General features: G+C 59.7%; 20 protein-coding genes. 8 read left to right on the top strand and 12 right to left on the bottom strand.

Annotated elements, in window-relative coordinates:
- Window positions 1-13 precede the first annotated feature (13 nt).
- From FBY02_RS21130 to FBY02_RS21115, 4 genes are read right to left on the bottom strand one after another with little or no spacing between them, the layout of a single operon-like run.
- Window positions 14-658 (bottom strand): CpsD/CapB family tyrosine-protein kinase, encoded by a 645-nt coding sequence (locus FBY02_RS21130; RefSeq protein WP_144930109.1) that lies wholly within the window; start codon window positions 656-658, stop codon window positions 14-16.
- Complete coding sequence (locus FBY02_RS21125) at window positions 659-1,402, bottom strand: sugar transferase (protein ID WP_144930108.1); 744 nt, start codon at window positions 1,400-1,402, stop codon at window positions 659-661. It lies immediately after the preceding gene.
- A complete protein-coding gene (locus tag FBY02_RS21120) occupies window positions 1,399-2,469 on the bottom strand; it encodes an NAD-dependent epimerase (protein ID WP_144930107.1) in 1,071 nt (356 codons plus the stop codon). Before FBY02_RS21120 ends, FBY02_RS21125 begins: the two co-directional genes overlap by 4 nt.
- Window positions 2,466-3,830 carry a UDP-glucose/GDP-mannose dehydrogenase family protein gene (locus tag FBY02_RS21115; RefSeq protein WP_144930106.1) on the bottom strand — a complete coding sequence of 455 codons (1,365 nt, stop codon included), beginning with the start codon at window positions 3,828-3,830 and terminating at the stop codon, window positions 2,466-2,468. Before FBY02_RS21115 ends, FBY02_RS21120 begins: the two co-directional genes overlap by 4 nt.
- A gap of 378 nt (window positions 3,831-4,208) precedes the next feature.
- Between FBY02_RS21115 and FBY02_RS21110 the strand changes: the two genes are divergently transcribed.
- The gene (locus FBY02_RS21110) at window positions 4,209-5,906 is read left to right on the top strand and encodes a sulfatase-like hydrolase/transferase (protein ID WP_144930134.1); all 1,698 of its coding nucleotides are present in this window, start codon (window positions 4,209-4,211) and stop codon (window positions 5,904-5,906) included.
- A 202-nt stretch (window positions 5,907-6,108) separates the two neighbouring features.
- Here the strand turns inward: FBY02_RS21110 and FBY02_RS21105 are convergent, their stop codons facing one another.
- Window positions 6,109-8,025 (bottom strand): acyltransferase family protein, encoded by a 1,917-nt coding sequence (locus FBY02_RS21105; protein ID WP_144930105.1) that lies wholly within the window; start codon window positions 8,023-8,025, stop codon window positions 6,109-6,111.
- Between the two features lie 245 nt (window positions 8,026-8,270).
- Here FBY02_RS21105 and FBY02_RS21100 point away from each other — a divergent pair, with 245 nt between their 5' ends.
- The 5 genes from FBY02_RS21100 to FBY02_RS28165 all read left to right on the top strand — a co-directional run bounded on the left by FBY02_RS21100 (window position 8,271) and on the right by FBY02_RS28165 (window position 12,997).
- Window positions 8,271-8,939 carry an ABC transporter ATP-binding protein gene (locus tag FBY02_RS21100; RefSeq protein ID WP_144930104.1) on the top strand — a complete coding sequence of 223 codons (669 nt, stop codon included), beginning with the start codon at window positions 8,271-8,273 and terminating at the stop codon, window positions 8,937-8,939.
- Complete coding sequence (locus tag FBY02_RS21095) at window positions 8,936-11,410, top strand: FtsX-like permease family protein (RefSeq protein ID WP_144930103.1); 2,475 nt, start codon at window positions 8,936-8,938, stop codon at window positions 11,408-11,410. The genes FBY02_RS21100 and FBY02_RS21095 overlap by 4 nt, the downstream gene beginning before the upstream one ends.
- The gene (locus FBY02_RS21090; protein ID WP_144930102.1) at window positions 11,407-12,477 is read left to right on the top strand and encodes a lipocalin-like domain-containing protein; all 1,071 of its coding nucleotides are present in this window, start codon (window positions 11,407-11,409) and stop codon (window positions 12,475-12,477) included. The genes FBY02_RS21095 and FBY02_RS21090 overlap by 4 nt, the downstream gene beginning before the upstream one ends.
- Before the next feature lie 76 nt (window positions 12,478-12,553).
- The gene (locus FBY02_RS21085) at window positions 12,554-12,796 is read left to right on the top strand and encodes a hypothetical protein (protein WP_047700636.1); all 243 of its coding nucleotides are present in this window, start codon (window positions 12,554-12,556) and stop codon (window positions 12,794-12,796) included.
- 30 nt (window positions 12,797-12,826) lie between these two features.
- Window positions 12,827-12,997, top strand: coding sequence for a hypothetical protein (locus FBY02_RS28165; protein WP_178111995.1), 171 nt, complete (start codon window positions 12,827-12,829; stop codon window positions 12,995-12,997).
- Between the two features lie 420 nt (window positions 12,998-13,417).
- On the opposite strand, the gene FBY02_RS21080 is transcribed toward FBY02_RS28165, so the two are convergent.
- The 4 genes from FBY02_RS21080 to FBY02_RS28470 all read right to left on the bottom strand — a co-directional run bounded on the left by FBY02_RS21080 (window position 13,418) and on the right by FBY02_RS28470 (window position 18,922).
- Window positions 13,418-13,936, bottom strand: a complete 519-nt coding sequence (locus FBY02_RS21080; RefSeq protein ID WP_144930101.1) for an Hcp family type VI secretion system effector — start codon at window positions 13,934-13,936, stop codon at window positions 13,418-13,420.
- A gap of 418 nt (window positions 13,937-14,354) precedes the next feature.
- Window positions 14,355-15,731 carry a VOC family protein gene (locus tag FBY02_RS21075; RefSeq protein WP_144930100.1) on the bottom strand — a complete coding sequence of 459 codons (1,377 nt, stop codon included), beginning with the start codon at window positions 15,729-15,731 and terminating at the stop codon, window positions 14,355-14,357.
- A 131-nt stretch (window positions 15,732-15,862) separates the two neighbouring features.
- Window positions 15,863-16,792: an alpha/beta fold hydrolase gene (locus tag FBY02_RS21070; RefSeq protein WP_144930099.1), complete on the bottom strand. Its 930-nt coding sequence runs from the start codon at window positions 16,790-16,792 to the stop codon at window positions 15,863-15,865.
- Window positions 16,793-17,473: 681 nt separating this feature from the next.
- Entirely contained in the window at window positions 17,474-18,922 is a 1,449-nt protein-coding gene (locus FBY02_RS28470) for a polymorphic toxin type 44 domain-containing protein (protein WP_256662547.1), read from the bottom strand.
- 496 nt (window positions 18,923-19,418) lie between these two features.
- Here FBY02_RS28470 and FBY02_RS21060 point away from each other — a divergent pair, with 496 nt between their 5' ends.
- On the top strand, window positions 19,419-20,657 hold the full coding sequence (locus tag FBY02_RS21060; RefSeq protein WP_144930098.1) for a M20/M25/M40 family metallo-hydrolase: 1,239 nt from the start codon (window positions 19,419-19,421) through the stop codon (window positions 20,655-20,657).
- 111 nt (window positions 20,658-20,768) lie between these two features.
- Here FBY02_RS21060 and FBY02_RS21055 read toward each other — a convergent pair whose 3' ends face one another.
- From FBY02_RS21055 to xthA, 3 genes are all read right to left on the bottom strand, one after another.
- Window positions 20,769-21,101, bottom strand: coding sequence for a DUF6124 family protein (locus tag FBY02_RS21055; RefSeq protein ID WP_144930097.1), 333 nt, complete (start codon window positions 21,099-21,101; stop codon window positions 20,769-20,771).
- Window positions 21,102-21,614: 513 nt separating this feature from the next.
- Window positions 21,615-22,949, bottom strand: a complete 1,335-nt coding sequence (locus tag FBY02_RS21050; RefSeq protein WP_144930096.1) for a substrate-binding domain-containing protein — start codon at window positions 22,947-22,949, stop codon at window positions 21,615-21,617.
- A 191-nt stretch (window positions 22,950-23,140) separates the two neighbouring features.
- Window positions 23,141-23,953, bottom strand: coding sequence for an exodeoxyribonuclease III (xthA, locus tag FBY02_RS21040; RefSeq protein ID WP_144930094.1), 813 nt, complete (start codon window positions 23,951-23,953; stop codon window positions 23,141-23,143).
- A 335-nt stretch (window positions 23,954-24,288) separates the two neighbouring features.
- On the opposite strand from xthA, the gene FBY02_RS21035 reads away from it, so the two are divergent.
- Window positions 24,289-24,939 carry an N-acetyltransferase gene (locus FBY02_RS21035; RefSeq protein ID WP_047700645.1) on the top strand — a complete coding sequence of 217 codons (651 nt, stop codon included), beginning with the start codon at window positions 24,289-24,291 and terminating at the stop codon, window positions 24,937-24,939.
- Window positions 24,940-24,995: the final 56 nt, after the last annotated feature.

Genomic DNA, 24,995 nt, shown 5'->3' with positions numbered 1-24,995 from the left:
TCCTTCTGCACGCTTACAGGTTGTTGTAGAGCCACTTGGGCATGTAGTACTTGCGCCGGTTGAACACGCTGCCGACCACTTTCGCGCCGGCCTGGGCCAGGCGCTGGCGGGCGGCCTGGGCCACTTCCCAGCGGGTGTCTTCTCCGCGTACCACCAACACCACGCCGTCCACCTGGGCGCTCATGACCAGGGTGTCGGAGGCCGCATACACAGCGTCGGCATCGATCACCACGAAGCGGTACTGCGCCGCCAGATGCCTGAACAGGTGGCGCAACTGTTCGGGATTGAAGCGTTCGGCATTGCGCCCCAGGCGACCGATAGGCAGCACGTCGAAGGGCAGGCTGGAGGTTTGCACCACGCAGTCCTGCAACAGGGGCGGGGTGAGGTGGTTGAACAGCAGGTCGCTGAAGCCGCGCTCTTTTTGCAGCCCCAGTTGCTGGCTGAGGTTGTGCGGTGACTGGCTGGCGTCCACCAGCAGTACGCGGCCGCTGCTCATCTGCGCCAGTTGAGCGGCCAGTGCCATGGCACTGGTGCTGGTGCCGGTGCCGGTGTTGGCGGACGTCAGAAGCAGAATCCGCAGGGAGGGGTCGAGCACGGTCGAGGTCAGGTTGGTCTCGCTCGGGCTTGCGATGCTCAGGATATTTGTTGAACCGTCCATTTAACTCGCTCCGTGGCCGCTGAAAACTTTGAAGGGGGTGATCATCAGGATCTTCAAATCCAACAACAGGCTCTGCTCGGCGATGTAGCTGAGGTCCAGTTCCACGCGCTGGTCGAAGTCGATATTGCTACGCCCGGAGATCTGCCACAGGCCGGTCAGGCCGGGGTAGATGCTCAGGCGCACAAGATGGTTGTCCTTGTAGCGATAGGCGTTGAACGAGGTTGGGCGCGGGCCCACCAGGCGCATGTCGCCGGTCACCACATTGATCAGGTTCGGCAGTTCGTCGAGGCTGCTGCGTCGCAGGAGCCGGCCGATGGGGGTAATGCGCGGGTCGTTGTCGATCTTGAAGTCGATGGCGTCGGCACCGTGCTTGTTGAGGTGGCGCAACGACTCCTTGAGAGCCTCGGCGTTGGCGACCATGGTGCGGAACTTGTACATGCCAAAGACACGGCCGCGGTAGCCGGTGCGCTTCTGCACGAACAGCACCGGACCGGGGCTGGAGAGCTTGACCAGCACGGCCAGGCCCAGCAACAGCGGACAGAGCAAGACCAGCAGGACCAAGGCGCCGAGACAGGCGACCACCCGGTTGGTCCGCGAGACGGTCCACGGCCGACCGCCGTCGCGGCCGGTCAGCCAGCCACGGCCTTGTCGATGGATGGCTGCATCCAGACGCCTGCGGTGCTCGGGGTCGACACGCTTGTCGCCGGGGGTATTGAGCGGAAGGGATTGCTCATGACGGGTCATAGACTCCTCCTCTGAGTTTCATCTGCAAGTTCAGCCGTGAGCGGCGGGCGGGCAGCAGGCAGCCCGTAGTAATCGAGGAACCAATCGATGAAGCGGCCCAGGCCTTCGTCCAGTTCGATGCGTGGCTGGAAACCAGTGGCCCGCGCCAGGTCGCTGGCGTCGGCGCAGGTGTTGAGCACATCACCCGGTTGCAGGGGCAACAGCTCGATACGGGCGCTCAGCCCCAGGTGTTTTTCCAGCAGCGCGACGTAGGTCCGCAGGGCCACCGGGTGCTGTCCGCCGATGTTGTAGATGCGCCAGGGCGCGCGGCTGGTGGACGGGTCCAAGGGGTCCAGATCCCGTGCGGCAGTGACGCGGGGCGGACGCTCGATCAGCCGGGCGATGCTTTCGACGATGTCGTCGATGTAGGTGAAATCACGCTGGTGCTCGCCATGGTTGAACAACTGCAGCACCCGACCTTCGGCGATGGCACGGGCGAACTGGATCGGCGACATGTCCGGCCGCCCCCAGGGGCCATACACGGTAAAAAAGCGCAAGCCGGTGCAAGGGATGCCGAACAGGTGGCTGTAGCTGTGGGCCATCAGTTCGTTGGCTTTTTTGCTGGCCGCGTACAGCGACAGCGGATGATCGACATTGTCCTGCTCTGAATAAGGCGTGCGCGGGTTAGCGCCATACACGGAGCTTGAGGAGGCGTAGATCAGGTGCCTGACCGGATGACGGCGGCAGCTTTCGAGGATGTTCAGGAACCCGGTGAGGTTGCTGTCGACGTAGGCCCTTGGATTCTCCAGGGAGTAGCGCACCCCCGCCTGTGCGGCGAGGTGGATCACCACCTCCGGGCGGTACGATTGGAACAGCTCGTCGATGGCGCCGGCGTCGGTCAGGTCCAGCCGTGCCAGGGGAAAATCGCCAGCCTGAGCCTTCACCCAGGCGATGCGGTCATGCTTGAGCCGGGGGTCGTAGTAGTCGTTGAAATTGTCCAGCCCGCACACCCGATGGCCATCGCACAGCAGTCGCCGCACGCAGTGGGCGCCGATGAAACCGGCCGCGCCGGTTACCAGGATATTCACGCTTGCGGCCCTGGTGCCGAGCCGGCCGGCACGGTGTGCCGCAGCCCGATGCCGCGATACAGCAGCCCGGCGGCAGCGAGGTGTTCCGGGTTGTACAGGTTGCGGCCGTCAATGATGACCCGGGCGCGCAGTTTGCTGGCCAGCAGGTCGAAATCCACCACGCGGAAGTTCTTCCACTCGGTGCAGATCACCAGCGCGTCGGCGTCTTCCAGGGTATCGTCACGGGTGGCACACAGGTTCAGGTCCTTACGGTAGCCGTAGAGCCGCCGGCATTCAGACATGGCTTCCGGGTCGTAGGCCTGGACCCGGGCGCCTTCGCGCCACAGCGCTTCCATCAGGTAGCGGCTGGGCGCTTCGCGCATGTCGTCGGTATTGGGCTTGAAGGCCAGGCCCCAGACGGCAATCGATTTACCGGCCAGGCCATCGGGAAACTGCTTGGCGAGTTTCTCGAACAGGATGTGCCGCTGGCGGTCGTTGACGTCGGTGACGCTGCGCAACAGGTGCAGCGGCATGCCGCTCTGTTCAGCGGTGTGCAGCAGGGCTCGCAGGTCCTTGGGGAAGCACGATCCGCCGAAGCCGCAACCGGGATAAATGAAGTGGTAACCGATGCGTGGGTCAGACCCGATACCCTTGCGCACCGCTTCGATGTCGGCCCCCAGTCGTTCGGTGAGGTTGGCCAGTTCGTTTATGAAACTGATGCGGGTGGCGAGCATGGCGTTGGCGGCGTACTTGGTCAGCTCGGCGCTGCGGTTATCCATGAACATCAGCTTTTCGTGGTTGCGGCAGAAGGGCGCGTAGAGCTCGCTCATCTGGTCGCGGGCCAGGGTATCGGCGGTGCCGACGATGATCCGGTCCGGACGCATGCAATCGGCCAGGGCGCTGCCTTCCTTGAGAAATTCGGGGTTGGACACCACCCGCACGTTCAACCGTTTCAGGCCGCGCCGGGCCAGCACCTGGCGGGCGCATTCGGTGACCTTGTCGGCCGTACCCACGGGCACGGTGGACTTGATGATCAGGGTGCGATCGCTGTCCATGAAGTCGGCGATCTGCCGGGTCACCGCCAGTACGTGGCTCAGGTCTGCCGAGCCGTCTTCATCGGCGGGGGTGCCGACGGCAATGAAAATGAGTTCGCCATGATTGACCGCATCGCTGGCCTGGGAGCTGAACGACAAGCGCCCGGCCTTGATGTTGTCTTCGAGCAATCCGGAGAGCCCCGGTTCGCTGATCGGGGGGACCGCTTGCTGCAGTTGCCGGATCTTGTTCGGGTCGATGTCGATGCACAACACACGATGCCCGACGTCGGCCAATGCTGCCGCCTGGATCAGCCCCACATACCCCGTCCCAAATACGCTCACGTCCATTCTGGCGTGCCTCGAAGATCGTTTTTATGTAACTCGGATGAAACTGTTTAGGGGGGTATAGCGCAGCCTCAGAAAAGCGTGTCAGCAAAATGACAGTTGTCACTGTTGGCAAAACTAGAAAGAGTCCGGCTTTTTGATATCAAGTTATTGACAGTCTTGGAAAAGTGCCTGTTTTAAAGGCTGAAAGGCGCGTCAAAAAAATCGATGAACGGTATTTATTCATAGATTTTTCGTTTTTTCAGGGGGTATTCGTGTCATTTTTGGGCTAACTTTTTTTTGACGCACATTTGATTCATTGGCTTTCTTGCGCTTTGGAAAGCCGCTGCTAGTGTCCAGGAACAGAGCCCTTTGCAACGTCAAGATTGCGTCGAGAAAAACATGGCCCGATACCTCAAGGAATTGCTGTTGGCGCTGTACCTGATCAGGGGGTATGACTACTACCTTGACCGTCTGACGGCGCTGGGTTTTGGCTTGGCGACGGTGTTGTTCGGCGCGATGTTCGTGGCACTGGTGGTGGCGTTGTGGATGACCGCGTATATCCGCCAGACCCTTGTGCGGCACCTGTTTGCGTTGGCGATGTTTGCGTCGGCGGTGTTCTTCGAGGTGTACACCCGGGTGACCGACAGTTACCTGACCTACAGTCAGTTCGTGTCGCTGGTGTACTCCGGTGGTTTTATCCAGGAGGCGGCCTGGCAGTACCGCGAGGTGATCGTCCACGCGATGCTTGCCGGGCTGTTGCTACTGTTGGGGATCGGCCTCCAGCCTCGCCGACGGCTAGCGATGCCAGGTTATCTCCCCATCGCCGCACCGCTGCTGGGGGTGCTGTTGCTCAGCGGCGTGCTCTTCGTGCGGGCAGGTGAGGGCGCCCGTGGTCTACCGGTGATGTATACCCCGCTGGCCTATTTGAACCTGTTCGCCTACGAGGCCTTGCACAACACGGTCGGCCCTCGGGAACCGGTACGGCTGGTGCGGCAAACGCCGCCGATCGGGCATGACATAGTGCTGATCATCGATGAAAGCATCTCCGGCAACTACTTGGATATCAACACGTCGTCGGGTGTGCACACCGGGCTCAAGACACCGCCGTCGGGGGTGGCAATTTTCAATTTCGGCTACGCCGCGTCCATTGCCAATTGCAGCGCCGACACCAACGTCACCCTGCGCTATGGCGGTACCCGCGCCGACTACATGCGCATCAACAGCACCCAGCCGTCGATCTGGCAATACGCCAAGGGGGCGGGCTTGCGCACCGTCTACATCGACGCCCAGCGCACGGGGGGCAACCTGCAGAACCTGATGACCGATCTGGAGAAAAAGGACATCGATGTGTTTGTCCAATTCGATCAGACCAGCGTGCGCGACCGCGACATGGCGGCGGCGGACAAATTGATCGAGCTGTTGGGCGACGGGCAACCGGAGCTGGTGGTCATCAACAAGGTCGGCGCGCATTTCCCGGTGCACGACAAATACCCCGACGATTTCATGAGCTACCGCCCCGCCTTGCCGCGCGGGCAGTATCAGGACGTGGCCGACACCGGCCGGCGTGACGGTTTCAATGGCCAGAAGGATGATTGGGTGCTCTACCGCAACGCCTACCAGAACACGCTGCTGTGGAATGTCGGCGAGTTTTTCCGACGGATCTTCAACCAGGCGGCCTTGGCCAATGCCGTGCTGATCTACACCTCCGATCATGGCCAGGACCTGCATGAACGCGGTAACCCGGGGCTCAACACTCACTGCGGCGGAGATCCGGTGGAGGAGGAGGGGTTGGTGCCGTTGGTGGTGATCCAAGGGAGTCACCTGCAGACCCTCGATTGGCGGCAGGCCTGGGCCGGCAACAAGGACCGTTCCAGCCACTACAACATCTTCCCGACGCTGTTGCGGCTGATGGGTTATGACCGTGCCGGAGTCGAATCCCTGTATGGGAAATCCCTGGACCAACCGACCGAAGACGACTTCACCTTCAACTATCGATTCAATGCACGCCTGGGCGCCAAACCGGCGTGGAAACACATTGACCTGAACAGCATCGTGACCCCGCTACCGGCCCAGGTAGAGATGGCAGTAGGGCACTGAACGGCGCGATGACGGTGGGTCAGCTTGCATTGATGTTGCCTGTGCTGCCTCCATCGCGAGCAGGCTCGCTCCCACCCTGGTCCGGGATAAACACACCACCCATGCCCACCGCCAATCCCCTGTGGGAGCGAGCCTGCTCGCGATTGCGGTGGGCCAGCTTGCATCGGTGCTGGATATACCACCATTGAGGCCAGTCCAATTCCTATCTCATTGTGGCGATCGGCCCCGGTTCTACCGGGTCTTGCAGAAGCGAGAAACCCTGGTTGCGCAATGTGCGGCCGATGAAGCGGGAGCCTACATCGTTCAGGTGTGCATCATCGCGATACAACAACTGTCCATCGATGATAGGGCTGCACAGACCCACCGGGCAGATCACCCGATTGGGGTCGATGAAGTGCACTTGAGGTAATTTGGCTCGTACCGCGCTCCAGTAGGGCGCCGTGATGTCCAGCGGGGCCGAGCAGGAGCCATGGGCGCCGAACATCAGGCGGCGCACAGGGCAGGTCGCGGCGTGGGTGATGTTCTGGTTGCTTAAAATCACAATGACCTTGCCGGCATGGTCCGTTACTTGTTTGATACTCGCTTCGACAAGAGCGCCGTCTGTGGCGCCCCTTGGCCAGACCCCGGCCAATACCACATAGGCATAGTGATTCTGCTCGATCAACTCAAACACCCGCTGGTTGCGCCTCATGCAACGATCACCATACATCGCCGACACCTCTACGGTGTGACCAAAGATCGGCGGACAGGAATCCAGGGTGTAGTCCATCAACCTGATGTCATCGGATTCGGCCAGAATATCCACCATGCCGGTGAAATGGTTGGCGAACGAGTCACCGACCATGATCCCGTCGAGTTGTGCCTTGTGTGCACCGAGGCGGCAATCCGGATCGGGCTCGGCGCTGGATCGCTCATTGGGCATGTGGCAGCCGCTGCGTAGCTTGTGCGGTTCGACCTTCGTCATGGCCTCAAGTGTGGCAACTTGCGGCACAAAGCGTTGCGGAAACCCCTGGAACTGCACGCTCAGCCCTGTCAGCACGGCCAGCCCAAGCGCTGGCGCCAGGAATCGACGCGCCACCACACGGCTAAAGGGCAGCCGCAGTCCGCTCCGTCGAAAAGGAACCTCGATGTAACGCCACGAGCACCAGGACAACGAGATTGCCACCCCCATCAGCGATATCCCCACCGGGAGCGTGATGTCGACGTCCAGGTAATTCAGGTAAGCAATCAGCGGCCAATGCCAAAGATAAAGCGAATAGGAAATCAGGCCGATTAACACCATGGGGCGGTTGGTCAGCAAGCGGGAGCGGTCACTATGGCCAGCGAGGATCAACAGCGCAGCGCCCAGGCAAGGTATGAAGGCGATGAGCCCGGGGAAGGGAGTGTCGGGATTCAGGGCAAACAGGGAAAAAATGATCAGCCCGTATCCAGTCGCTGCGTAAACCACGACCACTTGTTTGTAGAGCTGGCGTGGTTGAGACAGATAGACACCCAATGCTCCACCCAACATCAGCTCGAAAAAACGCGTGGGTAACAAGTAGTAAGAGGCTGTGGGGAAGAGAGACGTGGCGTATTCGGAAGCGCTCAGTGCTACCACCAAGCCGACGCCCAGTAGAGGCAGGACATAACGGGGCGCGAGACGATAAAGCCCAAGGATGAACAATGGCCAGATCAGATAGAACTGCTCTTCGATACCCAGCGACCAAGAGTGTACCAAGGGGGCTTCGTGGGCGTCCGTGGCGAAATAGTTGCCATGCTTCATCGCGATGTAGATGTTCGAGACACCCAACAGGGAGAACAGTGCACTGAGGTTCAATTGCGTCAGGTCGGCCGGGGAAAGGATGAAGCCTCCTGCGATCACAGTCACCAGCAATACCGTTACCAACGCCGGCAGGATGCGGTTGATGCGACGTTGGTAAAAATGTTTGAACGAAAAGGTATGGCTGCGTATCTCGGCGTACACCTGTGAAGTAATCAAGAATCCCGAAATGACGAAAAACAGGTCGACGCCAACAAACCCGCCGGGCAGCAGGCTGGCGTTAAGGTGATGGACGAAAACGGCCAGGACGGCAATTGAGCGAAGCCCATCGATATCGGGGCGATATTGGCTGTGGGACATGTCGGCGAGGATCCTTGAGAGGGGGCAATCCCGGGCGTCATATCGATGACGATTGCGCCGACAGCATACAAACGGCATTTGCTATTCATTGATTCATAGCCGGAAACTGACAACACGCAAGAGTATAGGATCTCAAAAAAACAGCAGATGACCAACGGTACGATCCGATCCCACGTAAAGTCCCGGGAGCGCTCCTTCATCTGACTCCGCTATCCTGACCCGACGTTTATCCATTGAGCCTTTCAATGCTTGAAGTCCGCGATGTGTTCAAAAGCTACGTCACCCCTCAAGGTCCGTTGCCGGTGCTGCAAGGCGTCGACCTGACATTGGCGCCGGGCAGCAGCCTGGCGCTGATGGGAGAGTCCGGCAGTGGCAAAAGTACCTTGCTGCACTTGGTCGCCGGGTTGGACAAGGTCGATCGTGGCAGCATCCGCAGTGGCGAGTACCGGCTCGACGGCATGAGCGAAAGCCAGTTGGCGAGTTGGCGGCGAACGGAAATCGGCCTGGTGTTCCAGCAGTTCAATCTCATCAGCAGCTTGTCGGTGGCGGACAACCTGGCGTTCCAGGCGCGATTGTGTGGTCGCCATGACCCTGCCTGGCAGACCCATCTGATACAGCGACTCGGTCTTGGGGAGCTGCTGCGACGTTATCCCGAACAGCTTTCCGGCGGCCAACAGCAACGGGTCGCCCTGGGCCGGGCGCTGGCTTCGCGTCCGCCTCTGCTACTGGCCGACGAACCCACCGGCAGCCTCGATGAAGCCACCAGCGATGAAGTGCTGCACCTGTTGCTGGAGCTGTTGGACGGCAGCTCCACCAGCCTGCTGATGGTTACCCATAGCCCACGGGTGGCGGCCCGTCTGGCTGAACGCGTGGTGTTGCACGGTGGGCGGCTGGCGCAGGTGGGTCAGGGCTGATGATCTTTCGCCAGACCCTCAAGGCCTTGCTCAGCCATTGGCGTCTGCACCCGGTGCAGTTTTTCAGTGTGTTGACCGGGCTCTGGCTCGCCACTAGCCTGCTGAGCGGTGTGCAGGCCTTGAACAGTCAGGCCCGGGACAGCTACGCCCGGGCCAGCCGGCTCATTGGCGGCGAACCCCAGGCCAGCCTCAATGCCCCCGGCGGCGGTACCTTCCCTCAGCAATGGTTTGTCGATTTGCGTCGCCAGGGTTGGCCGGTGTCGCCGGTGTTGCAGGCCAGGGTGACGCTCAAGGGGCATGAGGATCAGCGCCTGCAACTGATGGGCATCGAACCGGTGTCGCTGCCCGCCGGTGCGGCGCTGGCGGGGCAGGCGCGGGAGATGAGCGAGGTGGTGGCGTTTTTCAGCGAGCCCGGCCGCACCTGGGTGGCCCCGCAAACCCTGCAAGCCTTGGGGCTGGGCGAGGGCGACCGGCCCCTGACCGTCGATGGACATATCTTGCCGCCCCTGCACACCCAGGCGGACATGGCACCGGGCATGCTGCTGATGGACATCGGCTTCGCCCAGCAAGTGCTCGGGCAGCCGGAGCGGTTGTCGCGATTGCTGCTGCCCGCCACGTTCACCGCGGGGTTGCCGGAGGCGTTCAACGGTCGGTTGCAGTTCAAGCGCGCCGATGAAGAAAATAATCTATCGCGCCTGACCGAAAGCTTTCACCTGAACCTCGATGCCCTGGGCTTCCTGTCGTTTGTGGTGGGGTTGTTCATCGTTCACGCGGCAATCGGCCTGGCCCTGGAGCAGCGCCGCCACCTGCTGCGAACCCTGCGGGCCTGCGGCGTCAGTGCGCGGATGCTGGTCACCAGCCTGTCGGTCGAGCTGGGGGTACTGGCTGTGTCGGGCGGCGTTGCCGGGGTGCTGAGCGGCTACTGGCTGGCGGGCCTGCTGTTGCCGGATGTCGCGGCGAGCCTGCGAGGGTTATACGGCGCCGAGGTACCTGGGCAGTTGAATCTCAGCCCGTGGTGGTGGCTGAGCGGTGTTGGCCTGAGCCTGCTCGGTGCGCTGCTGGCCGGCGCCGACAGTTTGCTGCGGGCGGCGCGCTTGCCGTTGCTGGCGCTGGCCAATCCCCAGGCCTGGCATCAGGCCCATGCACGTTGGCTGCGTCGTCAGGGTTGGGTGGCGACATTGGCGGCGCTGATTGCCGTGTTTGCGTTGCTCCGAGGCGACAGCCTGGCCAGTGGTTTTGTCTTGATGACCGCCTTGCTGCTGGGCGCGGCCCTGGCCTTGCCGGTGTTGCTCAACCGTGTGTTGAACCTGTTGCTGCGTCGCAGCCGTTCAGTGCTCGGACAATGGTTCCTCGCCGACTGTCGACAGCAACTGCCGACGTTGAGCCTGGCGTTGATGGCCTTGCTGCTGGCGTTGGCGGCGAATATCGGCGCCGGCAGCATGACCGCCGGTTTCCGCCAGACCTTCACCCACTGGCTCGAACAGCGTCTGACCGCAGAACTCTACGTCAGCCCGCAGACCCCGGCCCAGGCCGGCGAGCTGCACGCCTGGCTCAAGCAGCAACCAACCGTGACCGCCATACTGCCCAACTGGCAGGTTTCGGTGCCGTTACAAGGCTGGCCGACGGACGTCTTCGGCGTCATCGATCACCCCCTCTATCGCCAGCATTGGCCGCTGTTGGAATCTGCCGATACACCCTGGGAGCAACTGGCGGCCGCCGACACGCTGATGCTCAGCGAACAGCTGGCCCGGCGCCTCAAGGTCCGGGTTGGCGATCAACTGACGTTGCCAACCCCGCAGGGGCCATGGACGCCGCGTATCGTCGGCATCTACGCCGATTACGGCAATCCCAAGGGCCATGTGCTGGTCAACGCCGACCATCTGCTTGCCCAATGGCCGGAACTGACACCGTATCGCTTCAATCTGCGGATCGAGCCTTCCGCCATGCCGACACTGCTGGCGGCATTGCAAAGTCGATTCGACCTGGATGACAGCCGGATCGTCGATCAAGCCCGGCTCAAGGGCTGGTCGACCCAGGTGTTCGAACGCACCTTTGCTGCCACCGCCGCGCTGAACGGTCTGACGCTGGCCGTGGCCGGAGTGGCGCTGTTCATCAGCCTGCTGACCCAGAGCCAGAGTCGTCTCGGCCAGCTGGCGCCGCTATGGGCGCTGGGCGTGACGCGCCGGCAACTGATGCTGCTCAACCTCGGCCAGACCTGGCTGCTGTCGTTGCTGACCCTGGTGCTCGCCGTGCCGCTGGGCATCGCCCTGGCCTGGTGCCTGGATGCGGTGATCAATGTGCAGGCGTTCGGTTGGCGCTTGCCGTTGCGGGTGTTCCCGCTGCAATTGGCGCAACTGCTGGCGTTGGCGATGTTCGCTACATTGCTTGCGTCCGCTTGGCCGTTGTACGCCTTGTACCGTACCCAGCCTGCGGACCTGCTCAGGCGCTTTTCCCAGGAGGACCGTTCATGAAAGTCAGGATCGGCCTGCTGCTGTTGGCGCTGCTTTGCGGTTGTGACCGCCCGCCTGAAACCCAGAAAGGCTTTGCCGGCCTGGGTGGCGAAGCCGTCGCCTTCACCCCGGTAGTGTCAGGGCGGGTGTTCGACTTTCCGGCGGATCACGGCGTTCACCAGGGCTATCGCATCGAGTGGTGGTACGTCACCGCCAATCTCAAGGATGCCGAGGGACGTGAATTCGGTGTGCAATGGACACTGTTTCGCAGCGCCTTGAGCGCCGGCCCCCAAGCGGATGGCTGGCGCAACCAAACGATCTGGCTCGGCCACGCCGCCGTCACTTCTGCGACGGTCCATCATGCCGCCGAGCGCTACGCACGGGGCGGGGTGGGGCAGGCCGGGGTGCAGACGGTGCCCTTCGAGGCCTGGATCGACGATTGGCAATTCACGACCCAAGCGAGCGGCACCGACCCCTTGACCGATATGCTATTGAAGGCCCGCGACCCACACTTTCGCTATGAGCTGCGACTCACGTCGACTCGTCCGCTGGTGTTGCAGGGCGACAAGGGCTTCAGTCAGAAATCCGAACAGGGACAGGCGTCTTACTACTACAGCCAGCCGTTCTTCCAGGCCAGTGGTCAGCTGGAAATCGACGGTCAGCGTTATACGGTCAGTGGCCCGGCCTGGCTCGATCGCGAATGGAGCAGCCAGCCGCTGACCGCCAACCAGACCGGATGGGACTGGTTCTCCCTGCACCTGGACAGTGGCGAGCAGGTGATGCTCTACCGCATGCGCCACAAGGACGGAGCGCCGTATCTCACCGGCACCTGGATCGATGCCCGTGGCCAGGCGCAGCCCCTGCATGCCGCGGACATCGAGCTGGTGCCTGCGCAAATGGCCCAGGTTGCCGGACGCTCGATGCCGGTGCGCTGGTCCATCAAGATCCCCGGCAAGCAAGTCGAGATCAGCACCCGCGCCTTGAACCCCAACGCCTGGATGGCCCTGCGCATCCCCTATTGGGAAGGCCCGGTACAAGTGAGCGGCAGTCATGGCGGCAGTGGCTATCTGGAAATGACCGGTTATTGAGACTCATCGGAACTCCCGGGGAGCGGCTCCCTCATACGTTATGAATGCCCGGACAAGGCCTGATAGGAGCCCCGTCATGAGCGATGACCTCAAACCCCCGTCGCTGGCCGATTGGCAGCGACTGTTCGACGACAAGGCCTACTGGCAGCAGTCGCCCGATGCTCATTTCACCGAGTTGATGCAGCTGGCCAATGACCTGTTCGGCCAAGGGGCTATCGACCTGGCGCAGTGGCAGGAGCTCAAGGCCCGGGCCGAACAGCTCCACCAGCGTTCCCCGGATGCCAACGTCGCCGAGGAAGTCGCCGACCCCGATGCTTGATGCGCAAGCCTGAACACGCCAGGAGTAGCCATGAAGGACAACCCCGAACACGCCACCCAAAACCCCGACGAACCGGCGTTGCCCGGTGAAGTGGAGCGCGACAACGATGCCCTGCGCCCGAATGATCCGGCCAAGCGCAAGCAGCAGGAGGGTAACCCCGGAGCGGGAGAGACCGATGCACAAAAAAACCGGACGCCATGACGCAACTTCGTCATATCGATCCCATGGAAAGGACGATGTATAACGACTGTCAGGTTTTGTGACGCATTACATGCTTTTGTTAAATGGAATTGCTGTACTGAGGTGTTGCGTTTGTGTAACACGTTGGCCAACTATTATCGGATCCAGGTTTTGTACTCAATCAAACGATTAATTGAGCGAATGGGTGAACGCCGCCGACCAAAGTTAAATAAGCTGGAAGTGAATAATTATTTATAGCGGTGAGGCGGACATGGCTCGAAAGTTCCACTATTATTGAGCCCGTTCGCCCAGTGTCTGGCTCTTTACCAGTGCATGGAATGCCGAGGCCGTCGCACTGGGCGAACACCGTCTGAAACATTTCCCCTTATTCATCTGCATCGACCAGCAGCGCCGGCCGATGCTTGAACGGTTGTCCCTGTATTAACCGGCAACCGGCGAGCGCCAATCATCGGAGCCCGACGTTCCGCTCACTTCGTGAGTCCAGGTAATCTTGCGATAGGTGAAATGCACATCTTCCAGATGGGTGAAGTGCGAGTTCGCCGGGTCTTGGCAGTTGAGCATGTAGTCCTTGATATCGACGATGATCGCGTCTTCCAAGGTGGTGGTGTAGTAATGCTCCTGAGTGCCGGCGGCAGAAGTGCGGTACCACTGGATTTCAACCTTGGTCAGGCGTTCACCGCAGGTCAGGGCCGCCAGCAGCAGCGGCGAAGCCTTGTCGAAGACCTTGGTGATGACCAAGGGTTTATGCACGCGCTGGCCGGTTGGCTGGCCGGACTGCGGATCGCGCGGAATGATGACCTGATGCTGGAAGCCCTGGACCATGACCTGGTCTTCATGACCTTCCTGATAGGTGTTGCCCACCGAGTCGGCGGTAAACGCGCCGGCCGTGATCAGACCTTGTTTGGTGCCTTCGATGGACATGTACGCGGGGGTAGCCAATGGATGCTCTCCTTGCTGGATAACTAAAGGACCTGGGAAGGAATCGTCCCGAGGTGCCGGAAGGGTTATCAAGAGCTATGCCATTTTCTTAAAAGTTGTTTTATTTCAAGTGGTTATTTATTTTTTTGAGCAACTGTCGAGTGTGTTTCCGACCATTTTGACGCGAACTGCGCAACGGCCTGCACAGTGTCGCGCAGTTTCTTGCGCAACGGTTTTGAACCCCTGAGTACAGGCAGAACGATCAGATTGATGAGCCTCATGACGAAAGCAGGTGCGCAGCTTTTTGCCTGACCCTCGCTACGGTTATTTCAGCGTGAACCCCTAAATCCCATCCAGCACCACCCTGTGGCGAGGGGATAAATCCCCTCGCCACAAAATCATTCCAGACCTTAAGTGAACGGTGTTTCTCAGCTTGTCCTTACAAACCCAACGCCACCCTGCACTCCTCAATGGAGCGCTGCTGCGTCTCGGCGTACAACCCCAGCTCATCGATCGTCGTTCGTCCCAACGCCGCTTCGAAGGCCTGGCGATTGGACTGCCCGGCGTAACGGCTCTGGGCGTCATCACCGAGGTTCGACTGGAAGATACCGGCGGCGCTGACTGGCAGGAAATCTTCATACACCAGCGGTTCGGCGCGCAGGTATTGCTGTTCAACCAGCTGCTCCAGCGCCGTCGATGGCTCGAGAGTGCCTTTGGCGGCCAGGCCCTTTTGCGTCACGAAATAACGGAAGTACGCCAGTGCCTGCCGGCGCAACTCATCGTGGCTGTCCGGGAACGGCGCAAAGTGTTCGGTCATCAAGGTGTTGTAACGCGCGGCATTGGCCTCGTTGGGAAATTCCCCCAAGGCATCCCGCGCCGCGTTGAGCAACTGATCGTAGAGCGCACGGCCCTTGGGCGTGAGGGCGGCGCCCCGTTGTTCGATTTCACCGAAGCGCGCGCTGTGACTGCCTTGGGTGTGGGGCTGGTCGATGAACGCGACAGGCTCGTCGAGTGCCTTGAAACTGGTCTGGCGCAACAGGATCGGGCACTGGCGGCGGGGCGGGCCTTCGATCACCGCCTTGGGGGTGATGCCATGCACGGGCATCTGCGCCTGGACAATGTCGATGTCCAGGGTGCGCGGTGTCAGGTGATTGATGTGCGGGCCCTTGAAGGCGACCACGTCAGCAATCAGACGGTGCTGGGCACTGAGTTGTCGGTACTGTTCGGCGGTGACGGTGGCGCTGTGGTGCCAGCGAAACGTTTCCAGGGCCTGTAGGACGAAGTCGTCGGCCTGGGCTTGTGTCAGGCCCCCCTGGCGTTCAGCGAGGTCGATGAGCTCAAGCGCCTTCGGCGTGAAGATCTGCCGTTTAGCCAGCACCGATTCGGCAAATGCCCGGAGCTCGGCGTTGTCGATCAGTTCCAGGCGTAGTAAGGAGGTAAACACCCGGAACGGACTGACCTGCAAGGCGCTTTCGTGCACGGCGCGAAAGGCTGTGGAGTGCACCGGTACCCCGGCGGGCGTGAGGTCGTAATAGCCCACCGGCTGCATGCCCATGACCGCGAACAGCCGGCTCAGGGTCGCCAGCTCCGCGGCGGTGCCGACGCGGATCGCGCCGTGGCGTTCGAGGTCCAGGCGCTCACGCTCGCCGGTGCTGTCCAGGTGTTCGGCCAGTTGCCGATCGTTGCCCAGCACCTGGGCATTGGTCTGTTCCACCAGCTTCATCAGCGTGCCGTACAGGGGCACTTCGTCGCGGTACATGTCGGACATCGCCCTGGAGAAGCATTGGCGGATCAGGTCGGGACTGACGAAGCTCATGGTGAGAATTCCTGGTTCGGACTGTGGGAATTGGGAATGAAAGTGGAACGAAAGATCGCAGCCTTCTCCAGCCCTCGCAAACGAAGAATCTTCAGGACTTCATTCTGCCAGGGACTGATCCCACCGCTCGTTCACTGTCCCAACCCCTTGAGGAACCCTCGATACAGCGCCGCCGTCCGTTCCGGTTTTTCAAGCGGCGGCAAGTGACCCAGCCCATCCCAGATCTCCACCCGCAGATCGGCGATGCCCTTGCTCCACACCGGCACGCAGCTGACGTCGATCATCCGGTCCTGGCGGCCCCAGAGCAGCAGCGACGGCGCGCGGATGTCGGACAGGCGCGGCTCCATCGGCGGGCTGGCGTTGAAATCCGTGTAGATCTCCGCCAGTTCTTCCCGGCACTTGACGTACTTATCGGCCACCGCCGCCAACACCACCTTGGGCACCCAGGGCGGTGAGTCCATGGTCATTGCATAGAAGGGTGGGAAATCGTTACGCGAACGCATGAGGGAGGGGTTCCGCCCGGCGGCCACCTGGCGGTCCATGTCGCTGGGCTGGGGCGACGTCACGCCGGCCGGATTGAGCAGTGTCAGGGTCAGCACCCGCTCCGGCGAAGTGGCTGCCAGCCAGGCGGCCAGGTAACCGCCCATGGAGTTGCCGATCACATGGACCTTGTCCAGGCCGCAGGCGTCGAGCAACTCGATTATCCGCCGGGCCTGGGTCGGAATGTCATAGCCGCCACCGGCCTTGAAGCCGGTTTCACCATGGCCGGGCAGGTCGGGAATCAGCACCCGGTAGTCACGGACGAAGGGCCGGGCGAACCGCAGCCAGAGGTTTTTATCGGCACTGTAGCCATGCAGCATCAGGATGCAGCCAGAGGCTTCATAAGGTCCGCCTTGCAGGGTCGACACCGTCATTTCGCTGATGGGCACAGTGATCTTGTGCAACCGGGAAAGACGGGTTTCCACCGCCATGCTCAGGTCGAACAGCACCTGGCCGATGGCCGGATAGGTCAGCCAGCTCCAGACGACAAACACGGCGAGTATTACCCACAGCACCAGCATTTTTTACCTCCATGAGTCACGACAAAATTTGATCGGTCAGCCTTGGGCGACAGGGCGTAGTGATAAGTGAAGCTCAAACGTGGGGACATCGCGACGACAGCGTAGCTTGTGCGTTGAAGGGTGCTGTGAAAGCGTGAGGTTATTGACGGCGCGTTCTTTTTATGTGTGTTATTTCCATTCAGCGATACGGTGCCTGATGCTTGCTGAGCTGGACGTGAGCAGCATCAAACATAGTGTTTCTTTATCTGTGTGACCGGGCACCGTCGCAGCAATGATCAAGGCATATCTGAAGTCAGGTCCAACTTGACTCGTTTCAGTTCCCCATTGGTTCTATAGTACGCGGTGTTTCTGTAATCGTAGATTGTGTCCAATGTTCTAAGTTTTACCCTGCCAGGTGAGGTGCCTCGAACTGCACCAGAGCTTCTGGTGACAAGAAATGGATGGGACGATTTTATTCGATTAAGCGCTTCATTGGGGTCGGTGATTTTTTCCAGGACAAAATATCTATAGCTAAATGGGACGGTGGCCCCGCCTGAGTTGTATAGAACTTCGTAAACTGCACCTGTAGAGTCGATGGGTATTATGGATACTATCTCTGACGGTTCTGGTGAAGGCCGCGACAGCGTGTAGATGTATATTGTTTGTATAAGGCATATTGTTAATAGGGTGACGCTGATCCACTTAGAAATCTTTGGTTTTAGCATGTCGTATACCTGCTCTTATCCATATCTGGTCTATGCTGTCATCGCCGTAGGGCGAGTCCGCCCACCACTTTCCAAACTCCTCTTTTGATGTTCCTGCAATGGATTGAGCCGCGCCTGCCGCCCTAAGTAGAACGTGCTCTGGAAGCCCTGCTGCCGTACCGGTGGCGCCGTAATTGAAATTACCGAATTCCTCAAATTCCCTTCCGCGTTGCTTGTAGTCCCATTCGCCCTTGTTTCTGACTTTTGTATAAAAAATTCCCAGAAGAACAGCATCCCCTCCTACGATAAGTTTTGAGGCATCCCTCAGTTTTTTTGCCTCCTTCATGTTTTCAGTCAGAAGGACATCTGGTGGCGCAAGGGGGAGTATTCCTGAGTTGGCCCGTTCCTCAATGAGCTGTTCATATGCAGGGATCAATTTAATAAGTCGATCTTCAAGGTTATTGATTTCGGCATTTAATATATCGCTGCGATAGGTTGCATGAATGGCTGAGAATTCTTCTTCAAAAGATATTTCAGTGTCAAGATGATTAGTTTGTATGCGCTCAAGAAAGGCTTTGCTGTCCCGGGCTATGAAATCTGTGCCCGCATAGGTCGCCAGAAGTGAAAGATGTTGCTGCAGCTCTTTTTGTTTTGTATCTCTCAGTTGTTTGATCAAGAGAATGGCTTTGTTCATTCCTTGCTCTGGTGACAGCTCCGCTGTCGAGTCTTCGGCGTTGCTGGCAGAATCCAGTTCGGCCTGGATTCTTTTTTCCAAACTGGTCTTGTCCAACTGATATTGGCTGACGATGGCGTTTTTTTTCAGATTGTATCGATTGGTCCAGGTAGCGATGTGTCTTTTTTTTTCATCGGCTTCTGTGGTTGCAATAGTTGAAGTAAGTTGCCTGGATTTTTCCGTCAGCATTTTTGTTTTTACCGCAAGCATTTTGGCTGTATAGGCGGCGGTGATGGATGTGAGCCATTTGTTGTAGGTGGTCAGTGAAGGGGCTCTGCTTTTATGAAAAATATTTAGAAACTCAACTGCATTTTTTTTAATGGTGTTGTTGAGAGGGTCTCTTCCATAAAATTGGCTTGCTGTTGCAGTAATTTTTTGTAGTTCGTTTTTTTTAAATCGAAGAACTTCGTCGACGACAGATTTTTCGTGCTTGTATCGCTCCAGCATGCCTGGTTTGCCCGGCTCTGATTTCTTTGAAATTTCTTCGTCAAGCTCAGGCTTAAAGAACGGGATATGTGCCTTGTAGGCTTTGTCTATCCTGTCCTGTTGAGTAGCGATAGCTATGATGATGGTTATTGACTGATCCGGATGTTTGATGTTTTTTTTGCTGAAGAGAGTTTTTAACTCTGTGGACTCAACGATTTTTCCATTCCATGGGAGCGGCTTTGCAATATATTGTCTGGGTGGGAATGGCGCGTACGGCAGACGTGGCAATGGAGGGTCAGATTTTATGATGATGGGGGGGAGATTGATTGTTTGAGGGGGGGCGTGTTTTTCATGATGCCTCCTTGGCAATGAGTCTGGTACGTAAAACGTCGAATTATTCGTTGGGGACGAAGGATAGTCGTTGTGAGAATTATGGATGTTCGATTTTCTGGCGATAACGATTCAAGATGAGATTCAGTTGATCGCCGTTAACTAACATGTCTTGCATGATTGGGGCTAAGGGTGTTGTCTTGCATGATAAGCAGGCTATTTATATGGCTTCTGATCGGCAACCTGAAAAACTCGTCGGAAAATTCTTGATAGTGTGTGAGGTCAGGTATTTTTCCACACTACTGATGCTCTGTTGCCTAGCTGCGTTATTAGCAACATGGCTGTTGCGGGGGCCGCCAATCAGGTCATGGACAGCGCTCTACGGAGAGACTGGAGCGCTACCTCATTGTCGGGTAGGGTGCCAAGGCATTCTCCGCGGAACAAGGATGAAATCATGATGATTACCGCTCTGCGCTCCCGTCTGGCCGTGAGTCTCGGCTTGAGCCTGGCCCTCGGTGCCTTGGCTCCCGCCGCTTTTGCACAACCCGATCAACAGGTCCTCGCCGGCGCCGAACAGTACAAGGGCGAGGCCCTGAAGCTGCTCGAAAAACTGGTGAACATTGACTCCGGCTCCGGCTATGTGCCGGGGCTGACCCAGGTCGGCGACATTGCCATCGATGAGTTGAAGAAGCTGGGCGCCAGCATTGAAAAGGTGCCGAACTCCGATGGCAGTCAGCACATCCTGGCGACCCTCAAGGGCACTGGGAAAGCGAAGATTCTGTTGATGGCCCACATGGACACGGTGTTCAAGGAAGGCTCGGCTGCCGAGCGTCCGTTCCACATCAAGGACGGCCGCGCCTATGGGCCTGGCGTGATGGACGACAAGGGCGGCATCGTCGCCGGCATCTATGCGTTGAAGGTGCTCAAGAACCTGGACTTCAAGAACTATGCACAGATCACCTTCCTGCTCGATGCCAGCGAAGAAACCGGCTCGGACGTCGCCACCGACCTGATCAAGAAAACCGCCAAGGCCCATGACGTGACCCTCAACCTGGAACCGGGGCGCCCGGCCGATGGCCTGGTGGTGTGGCGCAAGGGCAGTGCCACGGCGCTGGTGGAGGTCAAGGGCAAGGCGTCCCACGCCGGTGTGGCGCCAGAACTGGGGCGCAATGCGGCGATGGAAGCGGCGCACCAGATCCTTCAGCTCGGCAAGCTCGGCGACGCGGACAAGAAAACCACCATCAACTTCACGGTGCTCAACGCGGGCGACCGGACCAATGTGATTCCCGACAAGGCCACCGCCAAGGCTGACGTGCGGGCCGCGGTGCCGGAAGAATTCGACCGTATCGAAAAAGACCTGGCCCGTGTGTCCCAGGACAAACTGATCTCCGACACCGAAGTCACCACCAGCCTGAAACGCGGCCTGCCGCCAATGCCGCAGACGGCGGAATCGGATCGTCTGATGGCCATGGCCCAGGGGATCTATGGCGAGCTGGGGCGCAAGCTTACCGAGGAGGGCAGCGGCGGAGCGGCGGATGCCAGCCTGTCGGCCGAGGTCGGCACGCCGACGCTGGACGGTTTCGGGATCGTCGGCGGCAACATCCATACACCCGAGGAATACGCGGAAGTGGAAAGCGTCGTGCCACGGGTCTATCTGCTGTCGCGGATGATCATGGAGTTGGCGGGACGGTAGTCATCAGGCCCAGCACTGAGTCCTGTGTAGGGGCGCTCCCAGTGGGTTAAGGCATACCCCCTGTGGCCTCTGGAAGTGTTTTCCAGAGGCCAGTTTCATTGGGTGAAGCGGCTAGCGTGGGTCGACGTTATCCAGCGCCCGGTTTGCCAGCAATCCACCCAGCTCGATCAATTGCAGGATGCCCAGAGCCACATGCCGCCGCGAGCCATCCAGCTCGAACGCCAGATCGCTGACCATGGCATTGGCCGAGGAGAGGGTTTCGCTGAGGTTGGCGAGCAGGCATTCGGTGTCGACGCCGTTGACCACGGTGAAGAGTGGACCCGGATCGATCTTGGCTTCGGTCGGGTGGGGCTTGAGGTAGAAATCGAGGGCGCGCTTGGCGGCTTTGTCGAGTTCCGATGCGTTGGGATCGGTGTCTGGTGGGTTGGGGGGTACTTTGAACATGCTTGAAACTCCTTGGTAAATGGAGCCGCAACCTATTGCTACCAAACATTAGGTGGCGGCTATACGCAGGTTGGTAGACCGGGTACCAAGGCAACCCAGCGCACCACAAGGGTGCCCCGCGCACAGCCGCCATAACAATCAGCCAACGAAAATCGTCAACGGATATTTGCCGAAGCTGTGCGCCTTAGTTTACCCGGGCTACCAAACCCGGTCGCTGATTCGTCAGCGACCGGAAAACGATAAAGCCAGGGGCCCAAAGCGCACAAGCCGGCGGATTCTGGCGTAGTTGTAGGCAATGGCGCAAGGCGATGTAGTTGCGACCTACACCACGATGAGCAAAGTAAACACATGGCTTTTGTGGCGAGGGGATTTATCCCCGCTGGGCTGCGCAGCAGCCCCAAAACCAGTCACCGGGGTGCAACAGATGCACCGTGTCAGCCGGTTTACGACTGCTTCGCAGCCGAGCGGGGATAAATCCCCTCGCCACAAGAGTTTGGTGCCAGCCAGGAGATTTCAGTACACCCAAACCTCCACCCGCCGATTCCTGATCCGGCCTTCATCCTCGCTATTGGCCGCCACCGGCATCAGTGCGCCGAACCCGCGTACTTCCCGCAGCGTCACGCCGTTCCTGACCAGCTCACGTCGCACCGCCATGGCCCGTAGTTTGGACAACAAATCCGCTCGCGCCGGGTCGTCCTTGGCGTCGCCGAACCCCACCAGCGTGACGTGCCGTTCGGTTTTGCCGTGTTGCCGGAGGTAGTCGAGCACGCGGCTCAGGTCCTGGCGGGCCTTGTTGTCGAGGCTGGCGCTGCCTTCGGCGAAGCGGAAGTTGACGGTCAGGCGTTGGGCGTGGCGGCTCAAGGACTGGTAGCCCTCCGGCATCAACGCATTCGGCGTGACAGCCATGGCCCGCACGGTCTGGGCGATGAACCCGTTTGCCGCGACGATGGCCTGGCCCTTGTCGCTTTGGGTGAACGCCACCAACGCCTCGGCCCATGGAGTGCCCGCCTGGGGCGGCAGGTAGAAGAACAACCGCCGGGACAACGGATAGTCCTCCGTGGCAATCAGGTTGTTCAACGGCAACATCGGTTGGGAGTCGCCGTCGGCAATCGCCAGCGCCTTGGCCTGGCGCACGTAGGGCAAACCGATGAAACCGATGCCTTGGGGATCCTGGCTGACGGCGTCGGACAACTGTTCGCTGGATTCGAAGCGCAGGGCGGCAGGATCCAGCCGTTTGCCCTGACGGTTGAGCACCAGTTCCTTGAAGGTGTCGTACGTGCCGGACTGGTCATCCCGGGCGTAGAGCCGTATCGGTCCGCCGACGCTGCCCACCGACTCCCAGGTCTTCGCTTCACCGCTGAAGATCTTCGCCAGTTGCACAGTGTTCAACTGACGCAGCGGGTTGCTTGGGTGAAGGATAATCGCCAGGCCATCGATGGCGATGACCTGCTCGGCCGTAGGACTTTTCAGATCACCCAGGGGCAGCAGTTCCTCCAGCTCGTTGTTCTTGATCGGCCGGGAAGAGGCGGCCAGGTCGGCGCCGCCCTGCTTGAGGGCGGCGAATCCGGTGCTGGAGCCATGGGCGGCGATGTCGATCTCCACCCGCCGGCCACCGGCGGTCTGGCCAACGATGCGCTGCTCGTTGTCATGACCGGTGATTTCAGTGCTGACCTTGAGCAGGCCCTGATCTTCCATCAGCCCCTTGGCCAGGGCCGGACCGAGTGTCGCGCCAATGGTGTTCGAACCCTGTATGCGCAAGGCAAGACCCTGCTCGGGAACCGGCAGATCGGTGGCCCAGGCCGTGAGCGGCAGCCACAGCACCACGAAACAACCCACCCGAAGCCGCATCTCGGCACCTTCTGAACCCAGAGAAATGCCGGAAGATTAAGTCAGGCAGGTGACTGTGAGATGACAATCACCCTCGACCCCTGTGGGAGCGAGCCTGCTCGCGATAGCGGTGGGTCAGCTTGCATTGATGTTGAATGTGCCACCGTCATCGCGAGCAGGCTCGCTCCCACAGGGGGGTGCAGGTCTTGGGATCAGCTCAATTGCAGCCAGATCGGCGCATGGTCCGAAGGTTTCTCCATGCCCCGCAGTTCATAATCCACACCGGCATCCTTGACCTGTGGCAGCAGGCCGTGGGAGGTCAGGATCAGGTCGATGCGCAGGCCGCGCTTGGGTTCGTCCTCGAAGCCGCGGCTACGGTAGTCGAACCAGCTGAAGCGATCGGTGACGTCCGGGTTCAGGTGGCGGAAGCTGTCCACCAGGCCCCAGTTCTTCAGGCGGGCCATCCATTCGCGTTCTTCCGGCAGGAAGCTGCATTTTCCGGTTTTCAGCCAGCGCTTCATGTTGTCCGGGCCGATGCCGATGTCGCAGTCTTCCGGGGAAATGTTCACATCGCCCATTACCACCACGGGCTGGTCGTTGCTGAAGCGGCTTTCCAGCAGGTGCTGCAAATCGCTGTAGAAACGTTCCTTGGCCGGGAACTTGGTTGGATGATCGCGGCTTTCGCCTTGTGGGAAATACCCGTTCATGATGGTCACCGGCACACCATTGGCGTCGGCGAAGGTGCCCCAGATAAAGCGCCGCTGGGCGTCTTCATCGTCGCTCTCGAAGCCTTTGTACAAACTCAGCGGCGCCTGGCGGGAGAGCAGGGCGACGCCGTAATGGCCTTTCTGTCCGTGGTAATGCACGTGGTAACCCAGGGCTTGCACTTCGGCCAGGGGGAACTGTTCGTCGTGGACTTTGGTTTCCTGCAGGCCGATCACGTCCGGCTGATGCTTCTCGATCAGCGCCGCCAGCTGATGGGGGCGGGCGCGCAGCCCGTTGATGTTGAAGGAGACGATCTTCATGGTCGGCTGTCCTGGCAAAACTGCGATGCTAGCTGACATGTCGGAGAGGAGCTAGTGGCCTGTACGGTTAATTCGAGTACTCAAATTCGAGTGCCAGGGCTTGCCAGGCAAGGCGCCATGACGAGTCGTAGCCCCGCTACGGCGAGGAATGGCAACGCAGGCTGGCAAGTCCTGGCGCCGAAGTTGAGTAAGCGAATTAGCCACACAGGCCACTAGCGTGGCAGTAGGACAAATGCACTGCTAATGTCCTGTGCATGTAGGAACGATCGCAGCCCTATCGGGTTCGTACTCAATAAGAGCAGGGCCTCCCGAGCCCGCCCAGGAGATCTCCCACCATGCCTGAAACCGCTACCGCCATCGCCGATATCCACATGCTCGACAGCGGCTACTCCCGCGAAGCCCGTTCATTGCTGTACCAGGCCTATCGCCATGAGCCGACGTTCAGCTACTTGTTCGAGTCCGAGCGCCCGGGTTATGAGCAGCGGGTGAGGGCGACGGTACGGGAGTTGGTCAAGCAGCATTTTCTCCAGGAGTTGCCGGCCATCGGCCTGCTGGTCAACGACCGGCTGATCGGCATCGCCCTGATCGCTCCACCCCAACGCCGGCTGGGCATCACCGAAAGCTGGGCCTGGCGCCTGCGCATGGTGTTGAGTACCGGTTTTCGTTGCACCCGGCGCTACCTGGAATACCACGCGGCGGTGACGGCCTGCCTGCCGTCGGATGCGGTCCATGTGCTGCCGCTGCTGGGGGTGCATCCACAGTTTCAAGGCAAGCATTTCGGCGAACAGTTGCTCCAGGCAGTGCACAACTGGTGTGCGGTGGATGAACATTCTCAGGGGGTGGTCCTGGACACCGGTAACCCACGCTACCTGGAGTTCTATAAGCGCCAGGGGTATGAGGAAATCGGCGAGATTGCGGTAGGACCGATCCGCGAACACGTGTTCTTTCACCCCAATCCCCAGGTTTTGCAAAGCGCAACGGCCTGAACCTACTCCCGGTCTGCGAACTTTTGCGACATGTCCGGTCCTATCAGGCTCCCAAG

The organism is Pseudomonas sp. SJZ078 (genome assembly GCF_007828255.1).
In the GTDB taxonomy this organism is placed as follows: Bacteria; Pseudomonadota; Gammaproteobacteria; order Pseudomonadales; family Pseudomonadaceae; genus Aquipseudomonas.
The sequence above is the reverse complement of the archived record's forward strand: the minus strand, read 5'-3'. Positions and strand labels throughout refer to the sequence as shown.

Coding starts and splice junctions, on each gene's coding strand:
- FBY02_RS21075 (WP_144930100.1), bottom strand. CDS start 15,731: ATGAGCTTCGTCAGTCCCGACCTGATCCGCCAATGCTTCTCCAGGGCG.
- FBY02_RS21130 (WP_144930109.1), bottom strand. CDS start 658: ATGGACGGTTCAACAAATATCCTGAGCATCGCAAGCCCGAGCGAGACC.
- FBY02_RS21060 (WP_144930098.1), top strand. CDS start 19,419: ATGATGATTACCGCTCTGCGCTCCCGTCTGGCCGTGAGTCTCGGCTTG.
- FBY02_RS21115 (WP_144930106.1), bottom strand. CDS start 3,830: ATGGACGTGAGCGTATTTGGGACGGGGTATGTGGGGCTGATCCAGGCG.
- FBY02_RS21035 (WP_047700645.1), top strand. CDS start 24,289: ATGCCTGAAACCGCTACCGCCATCGCCGATATCCACATGCTCGACAGC.
- FBY02_RS21100 (WP_144930104.1), top strand. CDS start 8,271: ATGCTTGAAGTCCGCGATGTGTTCAAAAGCTACGTCACCCCTCAAGGT.
- FBY02_RS28165 (WP_178111995.1), top strand. CDS start 12,827: ATGAAGGACAACCCCGAACACGCCACCCAAAACCCCGACGAACCGGCG.
- xthA (WP_144930094.1), bottom strand. CDS start 23,953: ATGAAGATCGTCTCCTTCAACATCAACGGGCTGCGCGCCCGCCCCCAT.
- FBY02_RS21110 (WP_144930134.1), top strand. CDS start 4,209: ATGGCCCGATACCTCAAGGAATTGCTGTTGGCGCTGTACCTGATCAGG.
- FBY02_RS21070 (WP_144930099.1), bottom strand. CDS start 16,792: ATGCTGGTGCTGTGGGTAATACTCGCCGTGTTTGTCGTCTGGAGCTGG.
- FBY02_RS21125 (WP_144930108.1), bottom strand. CDS start 1,402: ATGACCCGTCATGAGCAATCCCTTCCGCTCAATACCCCCGGCGACAAG.
- FBY02_RS21055 (WP_144930097.1), bottom strand. CDS start 21,101: ATGTTCAAAGTACCCCCCAACCCACCAGACACCGATCCCAACGCATCG.
- FBY02_RS21050 (WP_144930096.1), bottom strand. CDS start 22,949: ATGCGGCTTCGGGTGGGTTGTTTCGTGGTGCTGTGGCTGCCGCTCACG.
- FBY02_RS21105 (WP_144930105.1), bottom strand. CDS start 8,025: ATGTCCCACAGCCAATATCGCCCCGATATCGATGGGCTTCGCTCAATT.
- FBY02_RS21090 (WP_144930102.1), top strand. CDS start 11,407: ATGAAAGTCAGGATCGGCCTGCTGCTGTTGGCGCTGCTTTGCGGTTGT.
- FBY02_RS21085 (WP_047700636.1), top strand. CDS start 12,554: ATGAGCGATGACCTCAAACCCCCGTCGCTGGCCGATTGGCAGCGACTG.